Source organism: Paenarthrobacter sp. NCHU4564, assembly GCF_052156435.1.
GTDB lineage: Bacteria > Actinomycetota > Actinomycetes > Actinomycetales > Micrococcaceae > Arthrobacter.
The window spans coordinates 500,373-526,313 of sequence record NZ_JBQLIS010000001.1; the positions used below are offsets into that span (position 1 = coordinate 500,373).

Genomic DNA, 25,941 nt, shown 5'->3' on the forward strand with positions numbered 1-25,941 from the left:
CGCCGGGAAACTTCCCGGCGGGGTTCTTTGAGTTCGATCGCTAGCCGATCACCAGCAGCAAGTCGCCACCTTGGACCTGCTCCACGGCGGAGATAGCCAGGCGCGAAACCGTGCCTGCCACCGGAGTGGTGATGGAGGCTTCCATCTTCATGGCCTCGATCGTGGCCACGGTGTCGCCGGCCTTGACCTCGTCGCCAACCTTCACGGTGACCGTGACGGCTCCGGCGAACGGCGCGGCAACCTGCCCCGGCTGCGCGGGATCGGCCTTCTCTGCCGCCTTGACGTTGCTCACCACGGAGCGGTCGCGGACCACCACCGGGCGGGACTGGCCGTTGAGCGTACACATCACGGTGCGCATGCCCTTTTCATCAGCTTCGGAGACGGCTTCCAGCTGCGCGATGAGCCGGACGCCCTTCTCGAGTTCGATGATGTGCTCGGCACCGCGCTGCAGGCCGTACAGGTAGTCGCGGGTGTCCAGCACGGAGATGTTTCCGTAGGTCTCGACACTCTTCTGGTAGTCCTTGGTGGGGCCGGCGAAGAGCAGCCGGTTCAACGTCTGCTGGCGGGTCTTGGAGTCCGCCTTCAGCGCTGCACTGTCCTCGGCACTGATTTCGACGTCGCGCACCTTGATGCTGCGGCCTTGGAGGGCCTTGGTACGGAACGGCTCGGGCCAGCCTCCGGGAGGATCACCCAGCTCGCCGGACAGGAATCCGATCACGGAATCGGGGATGTCGTAGTTCTGCGGATTCTCGTTGAAGTCGGCCGGATCGGCATTGAGGCCCACCAAGTGCAGGGCGAGGTCGCCCACCACCTTGGACGACGGCGTCACCTTGACCAGTCGGCCCAGGATGCGGTCAGCCGCCGTGTACATGTCCTCGATCGCTTCGAACTGCTCCCCCAGGCCGAGGGCAATGGCCTGCTGGCGGAGGTTGGACAGCTGTCCACCGGGAATCTCGTGCTTGTAGACACGGCCTGTCGGGCCCGGAAGACCTGACTCGAACGGCGCGTAGACGCGGCGGACGGCTTCCCAGTACGGCTCAAGGGCGCCTACGTTCTCCAGGCTGAGGCCTGTGTCGCGCGGGGTGTTGGCCAAAGCGGCAACGAGCGCGGAAGCTGCCGGCTGGCTCGTGGTGCCGGCCAGCGACGCTGCGGCGACGTCGACGGCGTCGACCCCCGCCTCAACGGCTGCGAGCAGCGTGGCGAGCTGGCCGCCGGCGGTGTCATGGGTGTGCAGGTGGACAGGCAGGTCGAAGCGCTCACGAAGAGCAGAAACAAGCTTGGCCGCGGCAGCCGGACGCAGGAGGCCTGCCATGTCCTTGATGGCAAGGATGTGGGCTCCGGCGTCCACGATCTTCTGCGCGAGGTCCAGGTAGTAGTCAAGCGTGTACAGCTTCTCTTCCGGGTCAAGCAAGTTGCCCGTGTAGCACAGGGCGACCTCTGCAACAGCAGTCCCCGTAGCACGGACGGCGCGGATGGCCGGGGCCATCTGGTTGACGTCGTTGAGGGCGTCGAAGATACGGAAGATATCGATGCCGGTGGCCGCGGCTTCGTTGACGAAGGCTTCCGTGACCTCTTCCGGGTACGGCGTGTAGCCCACCGTATTGCGGCCGCGGAGAAGCATCTGGATGCAAGTGTTGGGCAGGGCCTGGCGTAAAGCAGCCAAGCGGTCCCAGGGATCCTCGCCCAGGAAGCGGAGCGCGACGTCGTACGTTGCACCACCCCAGGCCTCCACGGACAGCAAATCGGGCAACAAAGCCGTCACGGCCGGGCCGGCGGCCACGAGGTCGCGGGTGCGGACGCGCGTTGCCAGGAGCGACTGGTGCGCATCGCGGAACGTGGTGTCCGTAACAGCCAGGGCATCCTGCTCACGCAGGGCCTTGGCGAATCCCTCCGGACCAAGCTGCTGAAGACGCTGGCGTGAACCCGAGGCGGGCACGGGCCCGTCGATGACGGGCAGCTTGCTGGCGGGGTCCGACTGGACCGTCAGTTCACCGTTGGGCTTGTTCACCGTGACATCGGCAAGCCATGTCAGGAGCTTGGTGCCACGGTCAGCCGAGATATGGGACTTGAGCAGTTCCGGGCGCTTGTCGATGAAGTCCGTTGCCACATTCCCGGCATTGAAGTCCGGATCCGCCAGCACAGCCTGGAGGAAGGGGATGTTCGTGGAGACACCACGGATACGGAACTCCGCGAGGCCACGCCGTGCACGGGCGACCGCGGCCGGGTAATCGCGGCCGCGGCAGGTCAGCTTGACCAGCATGGAGTCGAAGTGCGGGCTGATCTCGGCACCGGAATAGACGGTACCGCCGTCGAGCCGTACACCGGCGCCACCAGCGGAACGGTAACCGGTGATCTTTCCAACATCGGGACGGAAGCCATTGGCGGGGTCTTCCGTGGTGATACGGCATTGGAGAGCGGCGCCCTTGATCGAGACGGTCTCCTGGCTCAGGCCAAGGTCGGCCAGGGTCTCGCCGGAAGCGATGCGCATCTGCGCCTGGACCAGGTCCACATCCGTGATTTCCTCCGTCACGGTGTGCTCGACCTGGATGCGGGGGTTCATTTCGATAAAGACGTGCTGTCCGGCACGGGCGCCCTCGGTGTCCACGAGGAACTCGACGGTCCCGGCGTTGACGTAGTTCAGTGCCTTGGCAAATGCCACCGCGTCCCGGTAGAGGGCTTGGCGGATGTTGTCGTCAAGGTTGGGAGCCGGGGCAATCTCAACCACCTTCTGGTGGCGGCGCTGCAGCGAACAGTCGCGTTCAAACAGATGCATGACGTTGCCTTCGGCGTCGGCCAGGATCTGTACCTCGATGTGGCGTGGACGCAGTACGGCCTGCTCGAGGAACATCGTGGGGTCACCAAAGGCCGCATCAGCCTCGCGCATTGCGGACTGCAGGGCCTCCGGGAGCGCCTCGCGGGTTTCAACGCGGCGCATGCCACGGCCGCCGCCGCCCGCGACGGCCTTGGCGAAAATGGGGAAACCGATCTCGTCCGCGGCAGCGATCAGTTCGTCCAGGTCCTTGGACGGCTTGCTCGACTTCAACACGGGGACGCCGGCCTTGCGGGCCGCCTCCAGGGCAGCGACCTTATTGCCGGCCAGCTCCAGCACCTCGGCCGGCGGACCGACGAAGGTGATGCCTTCGGCTTTGGCGGCACGTGCCAGGTCTGGATTCTCCGAGAGGAACCCGTAGCCGGGGTAAATGGCGTCGGCGCCGGCTTCCTTGGCGACGCGGACTACCTCCTCAACGTCCAGATAAGCGCGGACGGGGTGGCCCACCTCGCCGATCAGGTAAGCTTCGTCGGCCTTCTGCCGGTGGATCGAGTTACGATCCTCGTGCGGAAAGACAGCAACGGTCTTGGCGCCCAGTTCATAACCAGCGCGAAACGCCCTGATCGCGATTTCTCCGCGATTGGCCACCAGAATTTTCGAAAACATACTTCTCCTGCATCATTGCGGGTGGATCGGTCGGTGGTCACAGTGTGTAGTCTCGCCAGCATCAAACACAAATCTTTGTGGCAACCATCACAAAGTAATCGTCATGTGCCTTGTATATGCGTGCGCGCGACCCCTCAGCCGTGCTAATACGCAGCATCTTCCCATCTGACCGTGGCGCGTAGAAAGCGGGAAACCGGGGTGGGGCCACTTATGATGTTGAAGGGGCTTCGGCAAGCCCCTGGCTCCGATCCGGAGCGGAAAACAGCGCGATACGGCAACCGGCGTTAGGTTTTGGGTTTTCAAGTGCAAGTAGTCAGCATCAGCAGCCTCAAAGGTGGAGTGGGAAAGACCTCCGTGACAACGGGTCTGGCGTCCGCGGCCCTCGCAGCCGGAATTCCCACCCTGGTGGTGGATCTCGATCCCCACGCTGATGCAACCACCGCGCTGGGGGTACAGCCCGGCAGCCAGCTGGACATAGGCCGCATGCTCAAGAGCCCCCGCAAGGCGAGGCTGCCGGAGAATGTGGCCGGCAGCAGCTGGGTCTCCAACGGCTCCAGCGACGGTAAGCTCGACGTCGCAGTCGGGTCTGCATTCACCGGCATCTATGACCGCCCGGACCTGGGTCGGAGGGACTTACGGCGCCTTTCCGCCGTCCTGGCAGGCACCACCAGCTACGAGCTCGTCCTGGTGGACTGCCCACCCTCCCTCAATGGCCTGACGCGCATGGCCTGGAGTGCCAGCGACCGCGTGGTCCTGGTAGCTGAGCCCGGGCTGTTCTCCGTGGCGGGAACAGAACGGACCATGCGTGCGATCCAGCTGTTCCGCCAGGAGTTTGCCCCCAACCTCGCCCCGGCAGGCATTGTTGCCAACCGCGTGCGCACCGGTTCATCGGAACATGCTTTCCGGCTTGCCGAGATGGAATCGATGTTCGGTGAGCTGCTGCTGTCCCCCCACATTCCCGAGCAAGCAAACTGGCAGCAGATCCAGGGTGCAGCCCACTCTGTCCACCACTGGCCCGGGGACTCGGCCAAGAACTCGGCAAAGCTCTTTGACGACCTTCTGCAGAATCTGCTGGGGGGCAAGTCCGCCGTACGGGACCGCCGCCAGCGCTGACATACTGCTCCACCAACAAGGAAGCCGCCCCGGCAAGGAGGCGGCTTCTTCGTTTTATGGGTGACCTTCTACGTTTCCAAGCATCAGGCAGTACCTAGCTGATGCGGCGAGCCACCCGTCGCTTGCTCAGTTCGTCGTCGGGAAAGGACTGTTCGGCCGCGTGTTCACTGGGGAGCTCGGCAAGGCTTCCTTCAACTTCCCGCCATACCCGGCCCACCGCGATGCCGAACACACCCTGGCCGCCCTGGACGAGGTCGATGACCTCATCTGCAGAAGTACATTCATAGACGCTGGCGCCGTCGCTCATGAGGGTGATCTGTGCCAGGTCCTCCACTCCCCGCTCGCGAAGGTGCTCAACAGCGGTGCGGATCTGCTGGAGGGAGACGCCGGTGTCCAGGAGCCGCTTGACCACCTTGAGGACGAGGATGTCCCGGAACCCGTACAGGCGCTGCGAACCGGATCCTGCAGCTCCACGGACGGCCGGCTCCACCAGGCCGGTCCGGGCCCAGTAGTCCAGTTGGCGGTACGTAATGCCGGCGGCTTTGCATGCAGTAGGACCGCGGTAACCCGCGTCCTCGTCCAGCACAGGAAGGTCCTCAGTGAAGAGGAGACCTTGGGCGCCGGTAACGGGCGCAGCAATGCCGGTCGAGGCCTGCTTCAGCTCGCCTGCTTCGCCTTTCGGACTCACGTGACCTCCTTGTTGTCAGTTCCCTTGGGGACGGTGCGTGACCACTGCTTACAACGCCGAAATTCAGGCATGTAATTCCCACAAGTCCGCTTTTTCCAGTGTGACTTGCGTGGGCAGTGTATGCAACGGGAACTCGATATGTTCGACGTTAGGCCCGCACGGCCCCGAGGTCAAAGACGTTGGCGCTGAAAAAGTGGCGTGTCGAAAGTTTCACCCTCAACTTTAGGCTTAGGGTGCGCTCAGCCCTCGAAATCTTCCGGTTCCACGTCGTCCAGAAACTCGCGGAACCGCCGCATTTCGCGCTCTTCGTCCACGCTGGCAGCAGGCTCCGAGTCCTCACCTTCATCGTGCTCGGTGATCCGGACCCCGGCCTCTTCCATCACGGCATCGGCGCACCAGATCCGGCACTTGGCCCGCAAGGCCAGGGCCAGCGCATCCGAAGCCCGGGAACTGACCACCGTGCCGTCGTCGAACTGCAGCTGCCCGTAAAAGATGTTGTCTTCCACGGCCACTATGTTCACACTGATGATCGAGTGGCCCAACGACTCGACCACGTCTACCAGGAGGTCATGGGTCATGGGACGCGGCGGTACGACCCCCTGCTGGGCCAGGGCGATCGCACTGGCCTCCGGTGTGCCGATCCATATGGGCACATGCCGCTCCCCCTTCAGTTCCCTGAGCAGGACCAAAGGCTGGTTGGAGGGCAGTTCTATCCGGACACCCACAATTTCGACTTCAATCATCAGCTGTCCATCCGGGAGATACGGTCGTGGACGAGCGCCCTGTGCAGTGTGAGGCAGAGGTCGCTGATTTCCCGGGCGGCCTCGGCTGCGCGGGATTGTGACGCGGCATCCTTGCGGGACATCAGTGGTGCCACCGCCCGTTCCACCAGGCCGAACTCGCGGTCCGCCGCCGCCTGGAACGGGCGAAGGTGCCGGGGTTCCAGCCCGTGCCCCTCCAACTGGACACAGGCGCGGGCTACCTGGAGGGCATGCTCATCGAACTTGCCACCGACGTGGCTGATCAATCCAAAACTCAGCAGCGACTCCAGCAGCGGGACGCTGGCGCCGGATTCGGCCCGCAGCTGCTCCTCACTCAGGGCCCGTGCGCGCCCTTGGATCTCGGCCGCCATTTCGGCGGACACTATCCGCGGTGAAACCGTTACGCCGGGCGGAAGGTTGTCCGGACGCTCCCCCCGGTCTATGGCATCCAGATAGTCCTTGATGACCTTCAACGGCAGGTACTGGTCCCGTTGGAGTGCCAGGACAAAGCGCAGGCGTTCCACGTCGCTGTCGACGTACTGCCGGTACCCTGCAGGGGTCCGCTTGGGATTGATCAGGCCTTTTTCTTCCAGAAAGCGGATTTTGGACGCAGTCATTCCGGGGAAGTCATCGCTCAGCTGAGCCAGGACTTCCCCGATATTCAGGACCTGCGGTCCGCGACGGTCGGGCTGGGCCATTGCCACAGGCAAGTACCCCGGGGTCAGGCTTGGCCCGCAGGGCGGCGGGAGCTCAGGTAGTAGGTCAACCGGAACTTGCCGATCTGGACCTCGTTCCCACTCTTCAGCAGCACGCGGTCGACGCGGTCGTGGTTGACATAGGTGCCGTTGAGGCTGCCCATGTCCACGAGCTCAAAACCCGCCGGAGTACGGTGGAACTGCACATGCTTGCGTGAGACGGTGACGTCGTCCAGGAAGATGTCCGCGTCCGGATGCCTGCCCGCCGTGGTGGTATCCGCGTCCAGCAGGAAGCGGGCTCCCGCGTTGGGTCCGCTGTGGGCGATAAGCAACGCCGACTCAGGGGGCAGCGCATCCACGGAGGCCCGCTCTTCGGGTGCCAGCCGGGGCGCAATGCTGGGCTCGTCCCACGTTGGCGTGATGCTGATCGAGGTGGTCTCCGACGTAGGCTGTTCTTCCGCGCCGTTCCCGATATTGGCTTGGTTCTGTTCGCCGCCAACCATGGAATTTCCTCCTCATCCGCCGGCGGTTCCAAACTCCGCCGGCCACTTCCGCCTCCCGGTACCGCCGGGCAAATCGGTAGCTGGCCCGCCTTTCTGCGCTTCCCGCTCGAGGAATTGCCAGGCCGGGCGGGCCAGATAACTTTAGCCTACCTGCTGTTCGTACTCCGATGCACTGAGCAGGGAATCCACTGCTTCACCATCTGCAAGCTTTACTTCAAAAAGCCAGCCGTCGCCGTACGGGTCGGAGTTGATAAGCGCCGGATCCTGGTCCAATGAGTCATTCCGGTTAATAACCTCGCCCGAAAGGGGCGCATAAATGTCACTGACGCTCTTAGTGGATTCAACCTCGCCCACCACCTCATTGCCGGTGATCCTGGTACCAGGCTCAGGCATTTGCGCGTAAACGACGTCTCCCAGTGCATCCTGCGCGAAATCAGTGATGCCTACGCGGACAACACCGTCGGCATCGGGAGCGGAAACCCATTCGTGCTCTGCGGTGTAGGAAAGATCGGCTGGAATATTACTCATGGGTGGCCTTTCATCGGAACATTTACGGACCTCGACGGCGGCCCGGGCATCCGGCCACCGCTGAAAGTATAGGCATAATTCCCCACCGTGCCGCAGGGTGTGCCGGCTTATCGCACAACACCGTCAACCGCGCCCCAAAGCCGGCAATTCCCTGGCCGGAATTACCCCGCCGCATGAAAGCTTCCGCTGAAAGTGCCCTGCGCTGGCGGCGCCGCCCGCTCCGCAGATAAAAAAGGGCACTGCCCGCCATGGATGCTTCCACAGCGGGCAGTGCCCTTTTGCCGGCGTAGCGTCGTCAGGCGACGATTGCCTCCCGGGGTTCGCTGTCGGCGTCGGCCTGTACTGCGGAAGACCGACGCCGGGCTGCGGCAGCTGCGGCCACCATCACCAGGAGCGCGGCGACCGTAATGCCGGCGCCCGCCCAAATGGGCGAGGTGTAGCCCAGCCCAGCCGTGATGGTCACCCCACCCAGCCACGCACCCAGGGCATTACCCAGGTTGAAAGCACCAATGTTGGCACCGGAAGCCAGCGTGGGCGCCGTGGAAGCGAAGTGCATGACACGCATCTGCAGGCCGGGCACGGTGGCGAAACCGAAGCCGCCCATCAGGGCCAGTGAGAACAAGGTGGCAATGCTGCTTGAAGCGGTCAGGGCGAAGAAGACCAGCACAGCAACCAGACCGGCGAGGATGACCACCAGTGAAGTATCGAGGGCCTTGTCCGCCGCCTTGCCACCCAGGACGTTGCCCACGAAGAGTCCACCGCCGAACAGTACCAACAACCACGGAACAGCGGCGGCGTCAAAGCCCGATACCTCGGTCAAGGTGAATGCGATGTACGTAAAGGCCCCGAACATTCCGCCGAAACCGAGGATCGTCACCAGGATGGACAGCCACACCTGTCCCGAACGGAAGGCACCAAGCTCGCTGCGCAGGCCCTGCGTGGGAGCAGGCCCCGTTGCGGGAACCATGAGGGCAATCCCCAGCAGGGCTACCACGCCGATCACCGTAATGGCCCAAAAAGTGGAACGCCAGCCAAAGTGCTGCCCCAGGAGCGTTCCGAACGGAACCCCCAGGACGTTGGCGGCAGTGAGCCCGGTGAACATGATGGCAATGGCTCCAGCCCTCTTATGGGCGGGGACCATCCCGGCGGCCACGACCGACCCGATGCCGAAGAAGGCGCCGTGGCACAGGGCGGCGATGATACGGCCGATCAGCATGGCTGAGTAGGTATCGGCAACAGCCGAGAGGAAGTTGCCGGCAATGAACAGGACCAGCAGGCCGATCAGGACGGGCTTCCGGGGAAGCCGGGTCACGGCAGCTGTCACCAGAAGGGCACCGACGGTCACGCTCAAGGCGTAGCCGGAGATGAACCAACCGGCCGCGGCTTCGGATACGCGGAAGTCGGCGGCGACCTCGGGCAACAGGCCCATGATCACGAACTCGGTAAGTCCGATGCCGAATCCGCCGAGGGCAAGGGCAATCAACCCTGCAGGCATGGTGAAACTCCTTGGGATACGGGTTCCTCGAAAACTGGAAGTGCGCCCGCCGGAACCGTAGAATAATAGTTGCAGACGCTGCATATATAGTTGCACACGCGTGGTATTTGCGCAAGCAACTACTTTGCGGTCTGCTCACACCACCCACTGAAGGCAGGAGCACAGCACACATGGGCATCAAGGATGACGCCGTGGAAGTACGGGCACAGGGATGGCGCACCCTCGCTGCCCTGCACGGGAGCATCGAAGCGGAACTGGAGAAGGCCCTCCAGGCGTCCAGTGAGCTCTCGGTTGTTGAGTACACCGTGCTGGATGCGCTGAGCCGGCAGGACGGCTGGCACATGCGCATGCAGCAACTGGCCCGGGCCACCGCACTCTCCAGCAGCGCGACCACGCGGCTGGTCAACCGCCTGGAAGACCGCGGACTCCTGACCCGCATCCTGTGCGCCGACGACAGGCGCGGCATCTATACGGAGCTCACCGCGGCAGGACAGAAGCTTCTCCTCGACACCAGGCCCGTCCACGACGAGACCCTGGCGGGCGCCCTTGCGGCCGCGGAGCAGGTTCCCGAACTGGAGCCACTGGTCCGGGCCCTGGGTGCACTGCAGCATGCCTAGGCGCACCACTGGGGCTTAAACGACCAAAGGCCGGAATTCCGTTTCCACGGAATTCCGGCCTTTATGGTCGGGCTGACAGGATTTGAACCTGCGACCCCTTGACCCCCAGTCAAGTGCGCTACCAAGCTGCGCTACAGCCCGCTGGTTCCGCCGTTCTCCGCCTGGGATTTCCTCCCTAAGCAGTCCGGCCGAACCACCTCCAAAAGCTTACACGACGTTGGAGGGTGCTTGTGCCATCAGAGCAAAAGTCTGCTGTGATGCCCGTCTCACTTAGCGTTTGCGGCCCCGCTTTTCGCGGACACGCATGCTGACCTCGATTGGAGTTCCTTCAAACCCGAAGGTCTCGCGGAGGCGGCGGGTGATGAAACGGCGGTATCCGGGATCGAGGAAGCCAGTGGTGAACAGCACAAACTTCGGCGGACGGCTGGAAGCCTGGGTGCCGAACAGGATGCGGGGCTGCTTGCCACCACGGACCGGGTGCGGGTGTGCTGCCACCAGTTCGCCCAGGAACGCATTGAGGCGGCCGGTGGGAATCCGGCGGTCCCAGCTTTCCAACGCCCTGTCCAGGGCGGGAACCAGCCGGTCCTTGTGCCAACCGGTCTTGGCCGAGATGTTGACGCGCGGAGCCCAGTCAACGTGCGCCAGGTCCTGCTCGATCTCACGCTCCAGGTAGCGGCGACGTTCATCGTCCAGGAGGTCCCACTTGTTGAATGCCAGGACCAGCGCGCGGCCGGACTCGATGGCCAGTTGCAGGATGCGGACATCCTGCTCGCTGAGGACCTCGTCGACGGCCAGGAGAACGACGGCGACCTCCGCCTTTTCGAGGGCAGCCTGGGTCCGCAGGGAGGCATAAAAGTCCGCGCCTTGTGCCATGTGCTGGCGGCGGCGGATCCCGGCTGTATCCACGAACCGCCAGGTGCGGCCACCGAGTTCGATGAATTCGTCCACGGGGTCGCGGGTGGTGCCCGCCAAGGGATCCACCACCACGCGCTCAGATCCGGCCAGCTTGTTCAGCAGCGAGGACTTGCCAACGTTGGGGCGGCCGATCAGCGCAATGCGACGCGGGCCGCCGGAACGCTCCACGCCCTCGACCTGGGAAAACTCGGGCAGGGTGTCCATCACCTTGTCCAGAAGGTCCGCCACACCACGCCCATGGAGTGCCGAGACGGGATAGGGCTGGCCGAACCCAAGGCCCCACAGGGTTGCCGAGTCGGCCTCCTGTGCAAAGTCATCGACCTTGTTCGCCACCAGGATGACCGGCTTCTTGCTGCGCCGGAGCATCTTCATGACGGCCTCGTCGGTTGCCGTTGCACCGACCGCGGAATCCACCACGAACAACACCGCATCAGCAAGTTCCACGGCCATCTCGGCCTGGTCAGCCACGCGGGCGTGGATGCCCTTGGCATCGTGCTCCCACCCGCCGGTGTCCACGAGCGTGAAGTTGCGCCCGTTCCACCGCGCCGAATACATGACGCGGTCGCGGGTTACGCCCGGGGTATCCTCCACGACGGCCTCGCGGCGGCCCAGGATGCGGTTGACCAGGGTGGACTTGCCGACGTTGGGCCGGCCGATGATGGCCAGCACGGGATCGAGTTTGAGGGGACCTTCTTCCCCTTCGTCCTCATAGTCACCGCTGAGCAGCGCTGCGTCGTCTTCGTCAAGTTCGTAGTCGTCCAGGCCCGCCCGGAGGGTGGCAGCGCGGAGTTCGGCTTCTTCGTCGTCCAGGGCAGCCAGGTTTTCAGCCACCTGGTCGGTGCCTGCGGGCGTGTATTCGTCGTCGCCGGCTCCGTGGAAGCCGGACTTTTGAGTCGTATCGCTCATTGCACTTTCCTTAGTGGTGGTCTGCCGGCAACCCGGCTACTGCTGGTGGGCGCTGTTGTTGCGCGGCCTCCGCGGGCGCACCCGTGGAAGGAAGGTTTTGGCCGGTGGCCAGGACGGCGTCCCGGACGTGTCCGGCCAGGGCGTCCCGGATCGCCGCGGACGCCCTGTCCATTGAAGCACGGCCCGGTTCGCCCTTCCGGCGCTGGACGCTGAGGGGTTCACCGAAGCTGACGTACAGCTTCCGGCGGGGCCTGGGAACATGGTCACGGTGCTCGGCGCCCTGGCGGGTGCCCAGGATGGCAACAGGGATGACGGTCGCCCCGGAGTTGAGGGCAAGCCACGCGACCCCCGGGCTGATGCTTTCCGCTGAGCCGCTCCCCCGGGTACCTTCGGGCAGGATCCCGACGCAACGGCCGGCGTCCAGCAGTTTCTTGCCGGTATGCAGTGCGGCCCGGTCACCGGAGCGGTCCACCGGGATCTGGCCCGACCCACGCAGCACTTTCCCGAGGAATCCCCTGAACATCTCTTTCTTGACCAGGATGTGCATGGGCCGGGGCGACGCTCCGAACATCACGGGACCGTCCAGGAAGCTGATGTGGTTGCCGGCGAAGATGACGGGGCCTGCTGCGGGGATATTGGCCTTGCCCGTGACCACGGTGCGGTACACCACATGGTCAAGGAACCAGCCGACCGGCCGGCTCCAGACGCGGGTCCATGCCGCGGGCACGGCAGGTGGTGAAACAGCGCCCGCCGGCGTTGTCCTAGTCGCCATAGATGACCTTGCTGACGATCGCGAGGGCCGTTTCCACCGTCTCGTCGAAGGTGAGGTCGGAAGAATCCAGTGTCACTACACCGTCGGCAGCCTGCGTGAAGTTAACGACGGTGGAGTCCTTGGCATCGCGGTGGATGACTTGGGCGGTGAGCTGTTCCTTGCTTTGGGTGCCGCCCAACTGGATACCACGACGGCGGAGCCTGGCTTCCTCGCTGGCGGTCAGCAGGATCCGGACTTCGGCATGCGGGGCGACGACGGTGGTGATGTCCCGTCCCTCCACCACCATGCGGTGGTGGTGCTGGTCGATGAACTGCCGCTGGCGGCGGATCAGTTCCGTCCTGGCACCCAGCGTTGTGGCTACGGCGCTCACGGACGCAGAAATCAACGGATCCCTGATTTCTTCGGTGATATCCGTGCCGTCCACGGCCACGTACTCCACTGCCGTACTGGTGCTGATTTCCAGGGGCATGGTTTTGGAAGCCTGTTCAACAGCGGCACCGTCGTGAAGGTCCACACCAGTCTTGAGGCAGTACCACGTCAGGGCACGGTACATGGCACCGGTATCCAGGTAGGCAAGCTTCAGGCGCCGGGCAACTTCCTTGCTGACACTGGACTTGCCGGATCCGGAAGGACCATCGATCGCGATGACCAACGGCTTACCGGGCCGGGCAACTGTTTCCGGACCAAAAAATTCACGTGTCATTACTGCAGTACCCGCCATCCGCGATCGGTCAAGGCTTCAACAAGGAGGTCGTGCTTGCTGGGCAGCACGGAAAGCTCCACCATGCCCACGTTACGGCCTGAGGAGTGGTCCAGGCGGAGGTCTTCCACATTCACGCCGATTTCACCGATCTCCGTCAACAGCCGCGCAATCTGGCCGGGGCGGTCGTCCACCAGGATCGTGAGCCACGAGTACGCCTGCGGGGGTCCGCCATGCTTGCCGGGAATGCGCGCCTGGCCTGCGTTGCCTTCGCTGATCAGCTGGGCAAGGTCAAGGCGCGCCCCTGGGGCAAGCGGTGCTTCGAGGGTCCCGATCAACCGGTTCAGGTCCTCCCGTACGCCATGCAGGATGGTGACCACCTTCTCCGCGTTGCCGCCCAGGATCTGGACCCAGAGGGTAGGGTCGCTGGCGGCGATGCGGGTGGTGTCACGCAGCCCGTTACCGGCCAACGACAACGCATGCAGCGGCGTCCCCTGCAGCCGGCTGGCCAGGAGGGACGACATGATCTGCGGCAGGTGCGATACCAGGGCCACGGCTTCGTCGTGTTCGTCGGCCGTGAACTGGGAGACAATGGCACCCAGGTCTCCCGCGAGCGACCTGGCAAGCTGCAGGGCATCTGCTCCGGTTTCTTCGGAGGGACAAACCACCCACGGCATGGACGTGAAGAGCTCTCCGCGGGCTGCCACTGGCCCCGACTTTTCGCGGCCTGCCATGGGGTGGGTACCAACGTAGCGGGCAAGGTCCACTCCGCGTTCGCGGAGCTGGCCTTGGATGGCCGCCTTGACACTGGCGATATCCACCACCACCGACGCCGGGTAGTCCGCAAGGGCCTTCTCCACGACGTCGGCTGTAACATCCGGCGGAGCCGCTACGACGACAAGCTGCGGCTCCGCGTCCAGCTCAGCCAACGGACGGCCTGCTCCGATATCCACGGCCACGGCCTGGTTGGTGGGCGAAGGGTCGTAAAGGTATACGGGAACGCCGCGCCCGCGCAGGCCAAGGCCAATGCTGGCACCCAGCAAACCCGTACCGAGAACCACCACCGGGCCATCAAGATGGCCGCGGCCGTGGGTGCGGAATGCCGACATGCCCTAGAGCCCCACAGCTGCCATGAGGTGGCCGATCTCCTGGCGGCCGAGGTTGCGGATGCTGCCCTGGCGCTGGTCGCCCAGGCCGATCGGGCCAACCTTGACGCGGACGAGCCGCTCCACCGGGAAGCCCACGGCGTCGAACATACGGCGTACGATCCGGTTCTTGCCGGAGTGCAGCACGACTTCGATCAGGACGTGGCCGGGCGTGGAATCCACCAACCGGAACGAGTCCACGGCGGCGATTCCGTCGTCAAGCTCGACGCCGGACTTCAGCTTGGCTCCGACGCCGTGCGGGAAGGGTCCACGCACCTGGACGAGGTAAGTCTTGGGCACCTCATACGAGGGATGCGTCAAACGGTTGGCGAGCTCGCCGTCGTTGGTCAGCAGCAGCAGGCCCTCGGTGGCGACGTCGAGACGGCCGACGTGGAACAGCCGCTCGCCCTTGTTCTTGTTGTTCTTGAGGAAGTCGCTGATGCACGGACGGCCCTCGGGGTCCTCCATGGTGGAAACAACGCCCTTGGGCTTGTTGAACACCATGTAGACCAGTGTTTCATCGAGTTGGATACGGATGCCGTCCACGTGGATGACCGCCGTTTTGGGATCCACGCGCATACCGAGTTCCGTGGTGACCTGGCCGTCGACTTCCACCCGGCCTTCAAGGATCATTTCCTCGCAGACGCGCCGCGATGCCACACCCGCCTGGGCCATGACCTTCTGGAGGCGCACGCCGTCGGCGTCGTGGAGGTCCGACTGTGGAACGTCCGGTCGGGGGCCGCGGTTGCGGGCCGGCTTGCGTACGGGACCAAGGTTCTGGCCGAACCGCTCGCTGCCGAAGGCACGGGAACCGTTTTGCTTGGTGGGCTTTGGCTTGGGCTTCAAGGCTCCCGGAGTACCGGGGGCCTTCCCGAATCCAGGCTTGTTGGAGCCGGGCTTGCGGAACGGCTTGGCACTCTGGCCACGGCCCTGGTCACCGGACCGTGTGGGGTTGTCGGGATCGAAAGGACGCTCCTCCCGCGGCTTGGCAGAGCGGAAAGACCGGTGTTCCCCCTGATCGAAAGAGCGCTTGCCGGCACCGGTGCGTCCGCTGCCTCCGCCCTTGGAGCCGCCGAAGCCGCCTCCGGTGGAGCGTCCGCCGCCCCTTGCATCATTGTGCCCGGAGCTGTTGCGTCCCGAACCGTTACGTGGTGAACCCTGGCGTCCCGCCTGTGTCATGACCCGTCCTTGTTAAGTGGTGGCCGGCCCTAAGTGCTGCTGTCAACACCAGCCAGCCAGGCAGACATCGTCTGCCCTTTGTTGCTGCGGCACCACGTCGGTGCCCTGTACCTGTCTTTAATTGTCCGTGGTGCCGGGTGGCTTCCTGATGGCCAGGAGTTACATCCGGCTGGCGTCGTAGTACTCGTCGATCCCTTCCAGGCCTGGAAGGTGCGGTGAGAGCCGCGGCAATTCACCAACTGACCCGATTCCCATGCGTTCGAGGAAGTACGAGGTTGTCCTGTACAGAACCGCCCCCGACTCGGGATCGTTTCCCGAATCCTCGATCAAACCGCGCTGGGTCAGGGTCCGGACCACCGAATCCACATTGACGCCACGAATCGCGGAAACCCGTGCCCTGGAGACGGGCTGCCGGTAGGCAATGACCGCAAGGGTCTCCAGCGCCGCCTGGGTGAGCCTGGTGGTCTGACCCTCCAGCACGAACCTTCCCACGATGTCCGCAAACTCCGGACGTGAGTAGATCCGCCACCCTCCGGCGACGTTCCGCAATTCAAAACCCCGGGGTGCTGTGCTGTCAGCGGCTAAGCCGTCAGCGTCCACGTCCGGGGCTTTAACAGTATAGCCGCTATACTCCCGCTGCAGTTCCCCCAGCAAATCCTCGACTACGGCGACCGTAACCTCCAGCCCTGCAGCCAGCTCCTCAGTGGTGGCAGGCTGGTCAATGACCATGAGCACCGCTTCCAGTGCCGCCCGCGCACCACCGGGCAGCACCTCCAAGGCGGCCAAACCGTCTGCTGCACCTTCCGGCTCAGTCATCGGATGCCCTTTCATCAGTGTCCTCGTACTCTTCACTCAGGTGGGAACTGTCCCAGTGGGCATCGTTCCCCGCCCACCGTACCGTCAGCTCCCCCAGGGCGGCGGGCTGCTCGAAAGCAACCACGCGGTCGCGGAACATTTCAAGGAGCGCCAGGAACCGGGCGACCACCACGAGCGTGGTTTCGGCGTCGGCGACCAGTGCACTGAACGACAGCGGCGCGCCGAGCTGCAAACGGTAGCCGATGATTTCCGCCTGTTCCTTGACACTCACCGGCGGCGCGTGGAGGTGGTCCAGGCCGACTTCCGGTGGAGCCGTGTTTTTGGGCTTGAGCGCTGTGGCCGCGAGCTCCGCGAATTGCTCCGGACTGTGCCGCCAGACCAGTTCCGGAAGGAGCGCTGCGAAGTGGGGCTCCAGGGACACCTGCCGCGGATACCTCCGGGATTCCTCTTCCAGGGTTGTCCCCAGCAGGCCGGCGACCTCCTTGAAGGCCTTGTACTGCAGCAGGCGCGCAAACAGGAGGTCCCTGGCCTCCAGCAAGGCGATGTCCTCGGCGTCCTCGACCTCGCCGGCCGGCAACAGGCGGGCCGCTTTGAGGTCCAACAGGGTAGCCGCGATGACCAGGAATTCGCTGGCCTCATCCAGCGCCCATTCCTCGCCCACTTCCTGCAGGCGCCGGATGTACTTGATGAACTCGTCCGTGACCGTGGCCAGGGCAACTTCGGTGATGTCCAGCTTGTGCTTGGAAATCAGGCCCAGCAGAAGATCGAAGGGCCCGGTGAAGTTGGCCAGCCGTACCTCAAAGCCTGGCTTCCGGGGATCGGAGGCACCGCCGTCGGACTCGTCAGCGGACACGGCAGCACCAGGTTCCTGAACCGCGGCAGGCGCGGTGCTTGACCCCGCCATGTTCGTCCGCTAGGGTGCGCCGCCGCGCGAAATGAGTTCCTTGGCGAGGCGGCGGTAGGCGTCAGCACCGACGTGGTTGCCGGCGTAGCTGGTGATGGGTTCGGCGGCGACGGTCGCATCCGCAAACTTGATGGAGCGCTTGATGACGGTCTCGAAAACCTTGTCGCCAAAGGCTTCCACCAGCCGCGTGATGACTTCGCGGCTGTGCAAGGTGCGGGCGTCGTACATGGTGGCCAGCACGCCGTCGACCTGCAGACGTGGGTTCAGGCGGTCCTGGACCTTCTCGATGGTTTCCACCAGCAACGCCACCGCCCTGAGCGCAAAGAACTCACAGATCAGGGGGATGATGACGCCGTGGGCTGCGGTCAAGGCGTTGACGGTCAGCAGGCCCAACGATGGCTGGCAGTCGATCAGGACGACATCGTATTCGTCCTCAACACTCTTGAGGGCACGGTCCAGGACCTGCTCCCGCGCGACTTCGTTGACGAGCTGCACCTCGGCGGCAGAGAGGTCAATGTTGGCCGGAAGAAGGTCAACGCCGTCCACTCCTGTTTGGTGGATGGCGTCGCGGATGCTGACTTTCCGGTCCATCAGCACGTTGTAGACAGTCAGGTCCAGTTCATGCGGGTTCACGCCCAGTCCCGCCGACAGCGCACCCTGGGGATCAAAATCAACCAGAAGGACGCGGCGGCCGTATTCAGCCAACGCGGCCGCGAGATTGATGGTGGAGGTGGTTTTGCCGACGCCACCCTTCTGGTTCACCATGGCGATGACCCGGGCGGGCCCATGGGAGTCCAGTGGCGCAGGCTCAGGGAAGTCCCGGTGGGGTCGGCCCGTGGGCCCCATGACGGCGTCTTCCAGATCGAGCCCGGTTCCTGCCAAGATAGCTGTTCCCCGTTCGCTGCTCACGTATCCAACCACTCTTTCGACGACGATCTTTCCCTGCCGCTGCTTCCCCAGCCACAGCGTTGCTACCCGACTAGGCTACAGCGCCCGACACGGTAAACCGGGGAACTTGACTTTGTCCCGGATTTGAGCCTTGACCCTCTAGTTGAACTCGAAGGTTGCTTCCGGTGGACGGCAGGCGGAAGGCCAGCGTCCACACGGGACGCCGGCCTTCTACTGCTGCTTTGGCGGATTCTGTTCCGGGCAGGAGACCTTACACGGTGGCCTTTTCCCGCGTGTCCGCTTCCGGAGCCGGAGTTTCCGCACCATGGGCGATCATGGTCTGCTCGTCGAAGGGCTCCTCGCCGGACAGGACCCGGTTGACCTGGGTGGAGTCGATCTCCTTGACCCAGGTGCCGATCAGGACCGTGGCTACGGCGTTTCCGGTGAAGTTGGTCAGAGCGCGGGCCTCCGACATGAAACGGTCGATGCCGACGATCATGCCCACGCCACCCAGCAGTTCGGGCTTGTGCGCCTGGAGGCCTGCCGCCAGGGTCGCCAGGCCGGCACCGGTCACGCCAGCGGCACCCTTGGAAGCGATGATCATGAAGACCAGCAGGGAGATCTGGGCACCGAGGTCCAGTGGCGTACCCATGGCGTTGGCAACGAACAGCGACGCCATGGTCAGGTAGATGGCAGTTCCATCCAGGTTGAAGGAATAGCCGGTGGGAACCGTCACGCCAACCACGGGCTTGGAGACACCCAGGTGTTCCATCTTGGCAATGAGGCGTGGCAGCGCAGCTTCCGAGGAGGACGTCGAGAAGATCAACAGGTATTCACGGGCCAGGTACTTCATGAGCTTGAAGATGTTGACGCCGGACACTGCACGGAGCAGCGTGCCAAGGATGACAACGATGAACAAGGCGCAGGTGATGTAGAAGGCGGCCATCAGGGTGAACATGCTGAGGATGGCCTGGGCGCCGGTAGCACCAACGACGGCGGCAATCGCACCAAAGGCGCCGACCGGAGCGAGCCACATGATCATGATGAGGATACGGAACACCAGGCGCTGGCCGTGTCCGATCGCGTTCAGGATAGGGGCACCCTGGGCCCCCATCTTCTGCAGGGCGAAGCCAACCAGGATAGCTGCCAGGAGTGTGGGCAGGACCGGGATGTCACCGGGGATGATGCCCAGCAGGAAGTCGACCGTGCTGTCAGTGGCGGCCTTCTTGGAGGGATCGTAGGGAGTCAGCTTCAGGCCTTCGCCCGGGTGGATCAGGTTGCCCACCACCAGGCCAATGGCCAGGGCGAAAGTGGACATGGCCACGAAGTACCCCAGGGCCAGACCGCCGACCTTGCCAACCGTGGCGGCCTTGGCGATGGAACCGATGCCCAGGACGATGGTGCAGAAAATAACGGGCGCGATCATCATCTTGATCAGCTTGATGAAGCCATCACCGAGCGGCTTCAGCGACTTTCCGGCTTCGGGGAACATGAGGCCCACCAAGGCACCCAGTACGACGGCCAGGATGACCGCGATGTACAGATAGTGCGACTTGTCGAGACCCTTGCGTCCGCCGGCGGCAACCGTTGCCGACTCTCCTCGTTGAGAGGTCATGGGATTCTCCTTCTGGATACTGTGTAAGGCGCTGCGGTCCTGCACATGTGTCCATGCCGCTGCCCTGTGTGATATCCATCATTGAGCCGTTGGTGACACGCATCACCCTTGCGGTCATATTGGTCATGGGAGGCCCCGTGTTTCACAGCTGGAGTATCGCCCGGCGATTGTTTGCAGCCAATCTGCTCTTCGTCGTGGTGCTCACTGCCGCCTTCGGGACATTCTCGGTCGTCGAAGCCCGCGACCGCGCGTACGACGAAGCCGGCGAGCGCATGCTGGCCGTTGCCATGTCCATCGCCGACAACCCCCTGGTGGCCGAAGCAGCCTCCAGCACTGATCCTTCGGGGGCGCTGCAGCCGTATGCCGTGGAGGTCATGCGGGACGCGGACCTGGACTTCATTACCATCATGTCTCCGGACCGGACACGGTGGACCCATCCCCGGGAAGACGAACTGGGCAAACCGTACATCGGTACCATCGAACCTGCCCTCCGGGGCGGGACTTTCACGGAAGTGACGGCCGGAACCCTGGGACCGTCGGTGCGCACCATCGCCCCGGTCACGGATGCGAACGGGTCCGTGATAGCCCTCGTTGCAGCCGGCGTGACAGTGCGGACGGTGGATACTGACGTGGCTGAACGGCTGGCCGTGATCGGCGGCATCGCCGTGATCGTCCTGTTCTTCGGCTCCATCGCGTCATGGTTCCTGGGCCGGTACCTGCGGTCGGTGACGCGGGGCTGGGGGCCCGAACAACTTGCACAGCTGTTTGCCTACTACGAATCGGTCCTGCACTCCGTCCGTGAAGGCGTCATCCTCATCGACACCCAGGGCAAGGCCGTCATGTACAACGACCAGGCCGCCGAGCTGCTGGGCCTGGAGCCCTCCGAGGCGGACCGCTCCCCGGACGCCGCCCCCAAGCTCTCCGACCTGCCGTTCGACGGGAGCCTCAGGGCGCTGTTTGAATCGGGCAGGCTGGCACATGACGAAATCCATCTCACCGGTGAACGGATCCTGGTGGTGAACCAGGCACCGGCCATTGGCCCGGCCGCCCCCCGCAACCGGCAGAAGCCCGCTGTGTACGGGACGGTGGCCACCCTGCGTGACCGGACGGAAATCGAGTCCCTGGGCACGGAGCTGGAGACCATGAAGACACTGTCGGACGCGCTCCGCGCCCAAACCCATGAACACGCCAATCGCCTGCACATGATCGTTTCGCTCCTTGAACTGGGCAGGACGCCCCAGGCCCTGGAGTTTGCCACCAAGGACCTGGAGCTGAGCCAACAACTCACCGACGACATGCTCGCTTCCGTGGATGAACCGGTCCTCAGCGCCCTGATCATGGGAAAGGCCGCGGAAGCCCACGAGCGTGGCGTTGAACTCGTGGTGCGGACTACGGGAACCTCCGGCGTCAGCGGCCTGGAAATCCAGGACCTCGTGACGATCCTCGGCAACCTGCTGGACAACGCCATCGACGCCGCCGCCGCGGGCGAACCTCCGCGCAAAGTGGAGCTCGCCGTGGGAACGGGAGCGTCCGCCGTCGAATTCACCGTCCGTGATTCAGGACCCGGCATCGATCCCGACGCCATCGACGACGTCCTGCAGTATGGTTTCAGCACCAAGTCCGGAGGGCATGGGCATCGGGGCGACCACGGCCGGGGGGTGGGGCTGGCGTTGGTCCGCCAAGCCGTCCAGCGCCTGGACGGTACGATGTCAGTCAGCAATGAGAGCCCGGACAGCGAGGCCCCGGCCTTTGGCGGGGAGCCCTCCGGTACCGGGGAGGCGCCGGCAGTCCTGCACGGCGCACGGTTCCATGTTGTCCTCCCCGCACCGGTCCCCCAGGAAGGGAAAGCATGACCGACATCCGCGTCCTGGTGGTCGAAGACGAGCCCATCGCTTCCGACGCGCACTCTGTTTACGTGGGCAGGCTGGATGGATTTACCTTGGCAGGCACAGCACCCGACGGGCAGTCCGCGCTGCGCCTGCTGGGTGAGTTTGCGGCATCCGGCTCCCCGGTGGACCTGGTGCTGCTCGACATGAACCTCCCTGACCTCCATGGCCTTGATGTAGCACGCCGCATGAGATCGGCCGGCCTCCTCGCGGACATTATCGCCATCACGGCGGTGCGGGAGTTGGGCATCGTCCGCAGCGCCGTCTCCATCGGCGTCGTACAGTACCTGATCAAGCCCTTCACGTATGCCACGTTCGCGGACAAACTCACCAGCTACCGTTCCTTCCGCAGCCGGCTCGCGGGCACCGGATCGGGTACCTCCAAGGCCGGGGCGTCGCAGAGCGACGTTGACCAGGCCTTCGCGAGCCTTAGGGCACCGACTGAGCTGCCACTGCCCAAAGGCCTGTCGCCGTCGTCGCTGGAGATGGTGAAGGACCTTGTCCGCGGCAGGCAGGACCCGGTGTCGGCCAGTGAAGTCATGGATCTGTTGGGGATGTCCCGCGTCACCGCGCGGCGCTACCTTGAGTACCTCGCCGACGCCGGCACCGTCACCCGGGCGCCACGCTACGGCACCCCGGGCCGCCCGGAGAACGAGTACGGCTGGAACCGCGGCTAGCTGGCGCCGGATGCCCATCCGCTGTCGCGTCCGCTCCCCTGCCTGCCCCGGGCCCTCGGCAGTAAGCTGGTTCAGAACGGTGGGATGCCATGCCGGACGTGCCCGAGCTGCTGACTGAAGCCCGCGAAGCCTTCGCCCGCGGGGAGTGGGATGCTGCGCGCCGCCGCTTGGAAGAGGCGGCCGGGTCCCATCTCCTGGACCTGGTCGACCGCTCATTGCTGGCACGGGCAAGGTGGTGGCAAGGTGATGTTCAGGGCTCGATGTCGCTCGCAGAGGGAATCTTCCAGGAACTGGCAGGACAAGGATTGCCGGCGGAAGCGGCACGTTCTGCGCTGTTGCTTTCCATGCAGTGGGGCTTGCGGGGAAACATCCCTGTCTCGTCGGCCTGGTTGGCCCGCGCCCGGCGGCTCCTGGAACCCCTGCCCGTATCCGTCGACCACGGCTATCTGCTCTACCTGGAAGGCAGCGACGCACTCTACCTTGACGGAATGCCCGCAGCGGCACAGTCAGCTGCTGCCCGGCTGAAGGATATGGCCGGACAGTTCCAGGCACCTGAGCTGGGAAGCTTCGCCTCGTTGCTGTCCGGCTTGAGCCACGTCCGGAACGGCAACACCGCCCAGGGCTTCGTTGATCTGGATGAGGCCCTCCTCCCCGTACTGGCCGGACAGGTACCTGTGGAATGGGCCGGGGACATCTATTGCTCAGTCATCCACCTTTGTTACGAGATGGAAGACTTTGCGAGGATGAGGGCGTGGACTGACGCCTTGGCTGATTGGTGCGCAGCCCTCTCCACCACCTTCATGTACGCCGGGATTGCCAGTGTCCACCAACTGCAGCTTGCCGCCGCCGAAGGCCACTGGAAGCAGGCGGAAGACGGACTGCTGGCGCTCGGCGGGCGCCTGCGCCACGCCCACGGCTGGATCGCAGCTGAGTGCTTCAGCGAGGCTGGTGAGATCCGCCGGCGCCGGGGAGACGCGGAAGGCGCCCGGGCCGCGTTCGATTCCGCCCGCAGCCTGGGGCATGACGGGCAACCGGGCTCCGCACTTCTTTGGTGGGACGCCGGAAGGACGGACCTGGCGCTGGGCGAACTCCGTGCGGCTTTGGCCGAGCGGGAGACGTTGGGGCGGATGTGTCTGCTGCTTCCGTTGGTGGAGCTGCTTGCACCCCTGGACACCGCGTCTGCTGCCTTGTACTGCCTGGAACTGGAAGAAGCCGCTGCCACTTTCGGCACTCCCGGGTTCGTGGCACGTGCAAGGCGCGCCCGGGGTGCTGTGCTGATGGCCCAGCTGCGCTGGGCCCAGGCCTGCGCGGAATTGGACGCAGCTGCGGAGGCCTACCGTAAGCAGCGCCGACGGTATGAGCTTGCCGAAGTGCATGAACACCTGGCCTTGGCCCGTAGGGGTCTTCGGGACGATGACCTTGCCCGGGCGGAAGAGGCCACGGCAGCGGCGATACGTGCGCAGCTTGGCGCGGCCCCGCCTTCCCGCCTGGGTCTTGACCCTGATGTGGGCGGGTTGACACCCCGGGAACTGGAAGTGCTTGCCTGCGTGCTCTCCGGCGCCAGCAACAGGGACATCGCGCACGCGCTGACCATCAGCGAGAAGACGGCGGGCAGGCACCTGGCCAATATCTTCACCAAGATCGGCGTTACATCCAGGACTGCCGCCGCCGCATGGGCGCGCCACCACGGAATCCGGGAACGGCACGCGCCTGAAAGCCCCCGCCCTGCATGATTTTCCCCATGCCGGCCAACCTGCCGTACACAATGCGCCCGATGCGGCCCGGCCCCTCTCCGCCCTACGGTGAAACCAAGGGTTCCGGACGGAAAGGCCGTCCCCCGCCAGCGGAGAACCAGCCATGGGAAGTACCCAGCCTTTTGAAGCCACCCCCGATGCCCGGCCCCGGCCACAGGAGGAGTCCCCAAAGCCTCCATCAGGACCGGAGGAAGCCGCCGGGAGACTCCTGGACATCCTCAACGATTCATCAGCGGCGCTCCTGGTGGTCCTTGGACACCGGACCGGCTTGTTTGAGGTCATGGCGGCGTTGCCCGCGGCTCCCAGCAGGCTTGTGGCGGACGCGGCCGGGCTCGAGGAGCGGTACGTCAGGGAATGGCTGGGCGGCATGGTGTCGGCCGGCTTCATCGACTACCGGCCCGCAGAAGCCACGTATCATCTTCGCCCTGAGTACATTCCACTGGTGACAGGGACAGGAACGGACAACCTGGCCCGCACGCTCCAGTACGTCCCGCTCCTGGGCGCGGTGGGACCCCAAATCGTGCAGGCGTTCCGTCATGGCGGCGGAACGCTCTACAGCGACTATCCACAGTTCCACCAGGTCATGGCTGCCGAGAGTGCCGCGGTGAACGACGCGGCCCTCCTGGACCGGATCATGCCACTGACCGGCCGGGAGGCTGCACTGCGAACGGGAATCTCCGTGGCGGATATTGGTTGCGGCGAGGGTCATGCCATGAACCTGCTGGCAGCGGCATTCCCTTTGAGTTCGTTCACCGGGTTCGACTTTTCCCATGCTGCTTTGGAAGCGGCCGCTGCAGAAGCCACAACGCTCGGACTCACCAACGTACGCTTCGAATACTGCGATGTCGCACGACTCGGGCGGGATCAGGAGTTCGATCTGATAACAGCCTTTGACGCGATCCACGACCAGGCCCAGCCAGGCACGGTCCTGCAGCAGGTGCGGGCCGCCCTGAAACCCGGAGGGACATTCCTCATGGTGGACATCAATGCTTCGAGCAACCTTGAAGAGAACACTTCCCTGCCGTGGGCCACGTTCCTCTACGCCGTCTCGACCTTCCATTGCATGGCGGTTTCGCTGGGGCAGGGCGGAGTCGGGCTGGGCACCGTATGGGGTCGGGAACTGGCTGCGACCATGCTGGCTGAGGCAGGCTTCGCCAACGTTGCCGCCATGTATCTGGACGAGGATCCCTTCAACGTTTACTTCATCGCCGAGTAGCGTTGTATACATAGAGCCCAATACAAACGGCATGCTGGCCATAATTGGCACCGTGTGTATACACTGATGGCATGCGCGCCAGTGACCGGGCTTACAACGCCCTCAGGGAGGACATCCTCGAATGGCGCCTCCGCCCGGGTACGGTCCTTGCAGAAGTGGAGCAATCGGCCCGGCTCGGCGTCTCTCGCACCCCGGTCAGGGAAGCACTGGGCCGTCTCACCGCTGAAGGATTGACGACGGCGGCGGGTGGCCGGGGCGTTGTGGTCACCGATATATCGCTTGAGAGCATCGATGAACTCTTCGAGTTGCGCGAGACGCTGGAGGTGCGGGCTGCCGCCCTTGCAGCGGAGCGTGGCGAGCCTGGCGTCTTCTCCGAACTTCATGCCCAACTGATCCTGGCTCCCGGGCTGCTCAGCGACAACGACCCTGCACGGCACGACTACTACGCCTTGGTGGGCAAGCTTGATGAGGCAATCGACACTGCCGTGGCCAACACCTACCTCGCCCAGGCCATGCGCAGCCTCCGCGTACATTTGACCCGGGTCCGGCGCCTGGCTGCCGACGACTCCGCACGGCTGTCGGCAGCAGCTGCCGAGCACGCAGCCATTGCCGAGGCGATAGCGGCCGGCAATCCACGGCTTGCCGAAGCCGCCACAACAGTCCACTTGCACCGCAGCCTTACCCATGTCAAGACTGCCCACTTGGCCACAAGAACGTCCCACTAGAAGGAGA

The 25,941-nt window shown here is 64.4% G+C and carries 23 protein-coding genes and 1 tRNA gene; 7 read left to right on the forward strand and 17 right to left on the reverse strand.

The window, feature by feature from the left end:
• Nucleotides 1-40: 40 nt before the first annotated feature.
• Complete coding sequence (locus ACSVIE_RS02275) at nt 41-3,436, reverse strand: pyruvate carboxylase (RefSeq protein WP_426006967.1); 3,396 nt, start codon at nt 3,434-3,436, stop codon at nt 41-43.
• A 303-nt stretch (nt 3,437-3,739) separates the two neighbouring features.
• Here ACSVIE_RS02275 and ACSVIE_RS02280 point away from each other — a divergent pair, with 303 nt between their 5' ends.
• Nucleotides 3,740-4,549: a ParA family protein gene (locus tag ACSVIE_RS02280; protein ID WP_442422878.1), complete on the forward strand. Its 810-nt coding sequence runs from the start codon at nt 3,740-3,742 to the stop codon at nt 4,547-4,549.
• A gap of 94 nt (nt 4,550-4,643) precedes the next feature.
• On the opposite strand, the gene ACSVIE_RS02285 is transcribed toward ACSVIE_RS02280, so the two are convergent.
• From ACSVIE_RS02285 to ACSVIE_RS02310, 6 genes are all read right to left on the reverse strand, one after another.
• The gene (locus ACSVIE_RS02285) at nt 4,644-5,237 is read right to left on the reverse strand and encodes a MerR family transcriptional regulator (RefSeq protein ID WP_426006965.1); all 594 of its coding nucleotides are present in this window, start codon (nt 5,235-5,237) and stop codon (nt 4,644-4,646) included.
• 239 nt (nt 5,238-5,476) lie between these two features.
• Complete coding sequence (locus ACSVIE_RS02290; RefSeq protein WP_442422879.1) at nt 5,477-5,980, reverse strand: bifunctional nuclease family protein; 504 nt, start codon at nt 5,978-5,980, stop codon at nt 5,477-5,479.
• Nucleotides 5,980-6,696, reverse strand: coding sequence for a transcriptional regulator FtsR (gene ftsR, locus ACSVIE_RS02295; protein WP_426006961.1), 717 nt, complete (start codon nt 6,694-6,696; stop codon nt 5,980-5,982). Before ftsR ends, ACSVIE_RS02290 begins: the two co-directional genes overlap by 1 nt.
• 23 nt (nt 6,697-6,719) lie before the next feature.
• Nucleotides 6,720-7,196, reverse strand: a complete 477-nt coding sequence (locus ACSVIE_RS02300) for an FHA domain-containing protein (RefSeq protein ID WP_426006960.1) — start codon at nt 7,194-7,196, stop codon at nt 6,720-6,722.
• 141 nt (nt 7,197-7,337) lie between these two features.
• Entirely contained in the window at nt 7,338-7,724 is a 387-nt protein-coding gene (gene gcvH / locus ACSVIE_RS02305) for a glycine cleavage system protein GcvH (RefSeq protein ID WP_426006959.1), read from the reverse strand.
• Between the two features lie 295 nt (nt 7,725-8,019).
• Nucleotides 8,020-9,219, reverse strand: coding sequence for an MFS transporter (locus ACSVIE_RS02310; protein WP_442422880.1), 1,200 nt, complete (start codon nt 9,217-9,219; stop codon nt 8,020-8,022).
• A gap of 170 nt (nt 9,220-9,389) precedes the next feature.
• Between ACSVIE_RS02310 and ACSVIE_RS02315 the strand changes: the two genes are divergently transcribed.
• Entirely contained in the window at nt 9,390-9,836 is a 447-nt protein-coding gene (locus ACSVIE_RS02315; RefSeq protein ID WP_426006955.1) for a MarR family winged helix-turn-helix transcriptional regulator, read from the forward strand.
• Nucleotides 9,837-9,900: 64 nt separating this feature from the next.
• Here ACSVIE_RS02315 and ACSVIE_RS02320 read toward each other — a convergent pair.
• The 10 genes from ACSVIE_RS02320 to ACSVIE_RS02365 all read right to left on the reverse strand — a co-directional run bounded on the left by ACSVIE_RS02320 (nt 9,901) and on the right by ACSVIE_RS02365 (nt 19,676).
• Nucleotides 9,901-9,977, reverse strand: a tRNA-Pro gene (locus ACSVIE_RS02320).
• Nucleotides 9,978-10,106: 129 nt separating this feature from the next.
• Nucleotides 10,107-11,657 carry a ribosome biogenesis GTPase Der gene (gene der / locus ACSVIE_RS02325; protein WP_426006954.1) on the reverse strand — a complete coding sequence of 517 codons (1,551 nt, stop codon included), beginning with the start codon at nt 11,655-11,657 and terminating at the stop codon, nt 10,107-10,109.
• 10 nt (nt 11,658-11,667) lie between these two features.
• Entirely contained in the window at nt 11,668-12,429 is a 762-nt protein-coding gene (locus ACSVIE_RS02330) for a lysophospholipid acyltransferase family protein (protein WP_442422881.1), read from the reverse strand.
• Complete coding sequence (gene cmk, locus ACSVIE_RS02335) at nt 12,419-13,132, reverse strand: (d)CMP kinase (protein ID WP_426006952.1); 714 nt, start codon at nt 13,130-13,132, stop codon at nt 12,419-12,421. The genes ACSVIE_RS02330 and cmk overlap by 11 nt, the downstream gene beginning before the upstream one ends.
• Nucleotides 13,132-14,238, reverse strand: coding sequence for a prephenate dehydrogenase (locus tag ACSVIE_RS02340; protein WP_426006951.1), 1,107 nt, complete (start codon nt 14,236-14,238; stop codon nt 13,132-13,134). Before ACSVIE_RS02340 ends, cmk begins: the two co-directional genes overlap by 1 nt.
• 3 nt (nt 14,239-14,241) lie before the next feature.
• Nucleotides 14,242-15,453 carry a pseudouridine synthase gene (locus ACSVIE_RS02345; protein WP_442422882.1) on the reverse strand — a complete coding sequence of 404 codons (1,212 nt, stop codon included), beginning with the start codon at nt 15,451-15,453 and terminating at the stop codon, nt 14,242-14,244.
• 159 nt (nt 15,454-15,612) lie between these two features.
• Nucleotides 15,613-16,269 carry an SMC-Scp complex subunit ScpB gene (gene scpB, locus ACSVIE_RS02350; protein WP_426006949.1) on the reverse strand — a complete coding sequence of 219 codons (657 nt, stop codon included), beginning with the start codon at nt 16,267-16,269 and terminating at the stop codon, nt 15,613-15,615.
• Nucleotides 16,262-17,173, reverse strand: coding sequence for a segregation and condensation protein A (locus tag ACSVIE_RS02355; protein ID WP_442422883.1), 912 nt, complete (start codon nt 17,171-17,173; stop codon nt 16,262-16,264). Before ACSVIE_RS02355 ends, scpB begins: the two co-directional genes overlap by 8 nt.
• A gap of 9 nt (nt 17,174-17,182) precedes the next feature.
• Nucleotides 17,183-18,082: a ParA family protein gene (locus ACSVIE_RS02360; RefSeq protein ID WP_426006947.1), complete on the reverse strand. Its 900-nt coding sequence runs from the start codon at nt 18,080-18,082 to the stop codon at nt 17,183-17,185.
• Between the two features lie 250 nt (nt 18,083-18,332).
• On the reverse strand, nt 18,333-19,676 hold the full coding sequence (locus ACSVIE_RS02365; RefSeq protein WP_426006946.1) for a cation:dicarboxylate symporter family transporter: 1,344 nt from the start codon (nt 19,674-19,676) through the stop codon (nt 18,333-18,335).
• A gap of 137 nt (nt 19,677-19,813) precedes the next feature.
• Between ACSVIE_RS02365 and ACSVIE_RS02370 the strand changes: the two genes are divergently transcribed.
• The 5 genes from ACSVIE_RS02370 (at nt 19,814) to ACSVIE_RS02390 (ending at nt 25,934) form a co-directional block, all read left to right on the forward strand.
• The gene (locus tag ACSVIE_RS02370; protein WP_442422905.1) at nt 19,814-21,529 is read left to right on the forward strand and encodes a sensor histidine kinase; all 1,716 of its coding nucleotides are present in this window, start codon (nt 19,814-19,816) and stop codon (nt 21,527-21,529) included.
• Nucleotides 21,526-22,239, forward strand: coding sequence for a response regulator (locus ACSVIE_RS02375; protein WP_442422884.1), 714 nt, complete (start codon nt 21,526-21,528; stop codon nt 22,237-22,239). Before ACSVIE_RS02370 ends, ACSVIE_RS02375 begins: the two co-directional genes overlap by 4 nt.
• 89 nt (nt 22,240-22,328) lie before the next feature.
• Entirely contained in the window at nt 22,329-23,972 is a 1,644-nt protein-coding gene (locus tag ACSVIE_RS02380; protein ID WP_442422885.1) for a LuxR C-terminal-related transcriptional regulator, read from the forward strand.
• A 124-nt stretch (nt 23,973-24,096) separates the two neighbouring features.
• A complete protein-coding gene (locus ACSVIE_RS02385; RefSeq protein WP_442422886.1) occupies nt 24,097-25,209 on the forward strand; it encodes a class I SAM-dependent methyltransferase in 1,113 nt (370 codons plus the stop codon).
• A gap of 71 nt (nt 25,210-25,280) precedes the next feature.
• Nucleotides 25,281-25,934 carry a GntR family transcriptional regulator gene (locus ACSVIE_RS02390; RefSeq protein ID WP_442422887.1) on the forward strand — a complete coding sequence of 218 codons (654 nt, stop codon included), beginning with the start codon at nt 25,281-25,283 and terminating at the stop codon, nt 25,932-25,934.
• Nucleotides 25,935-25,941: the final 7 nt, after the last annotated feature.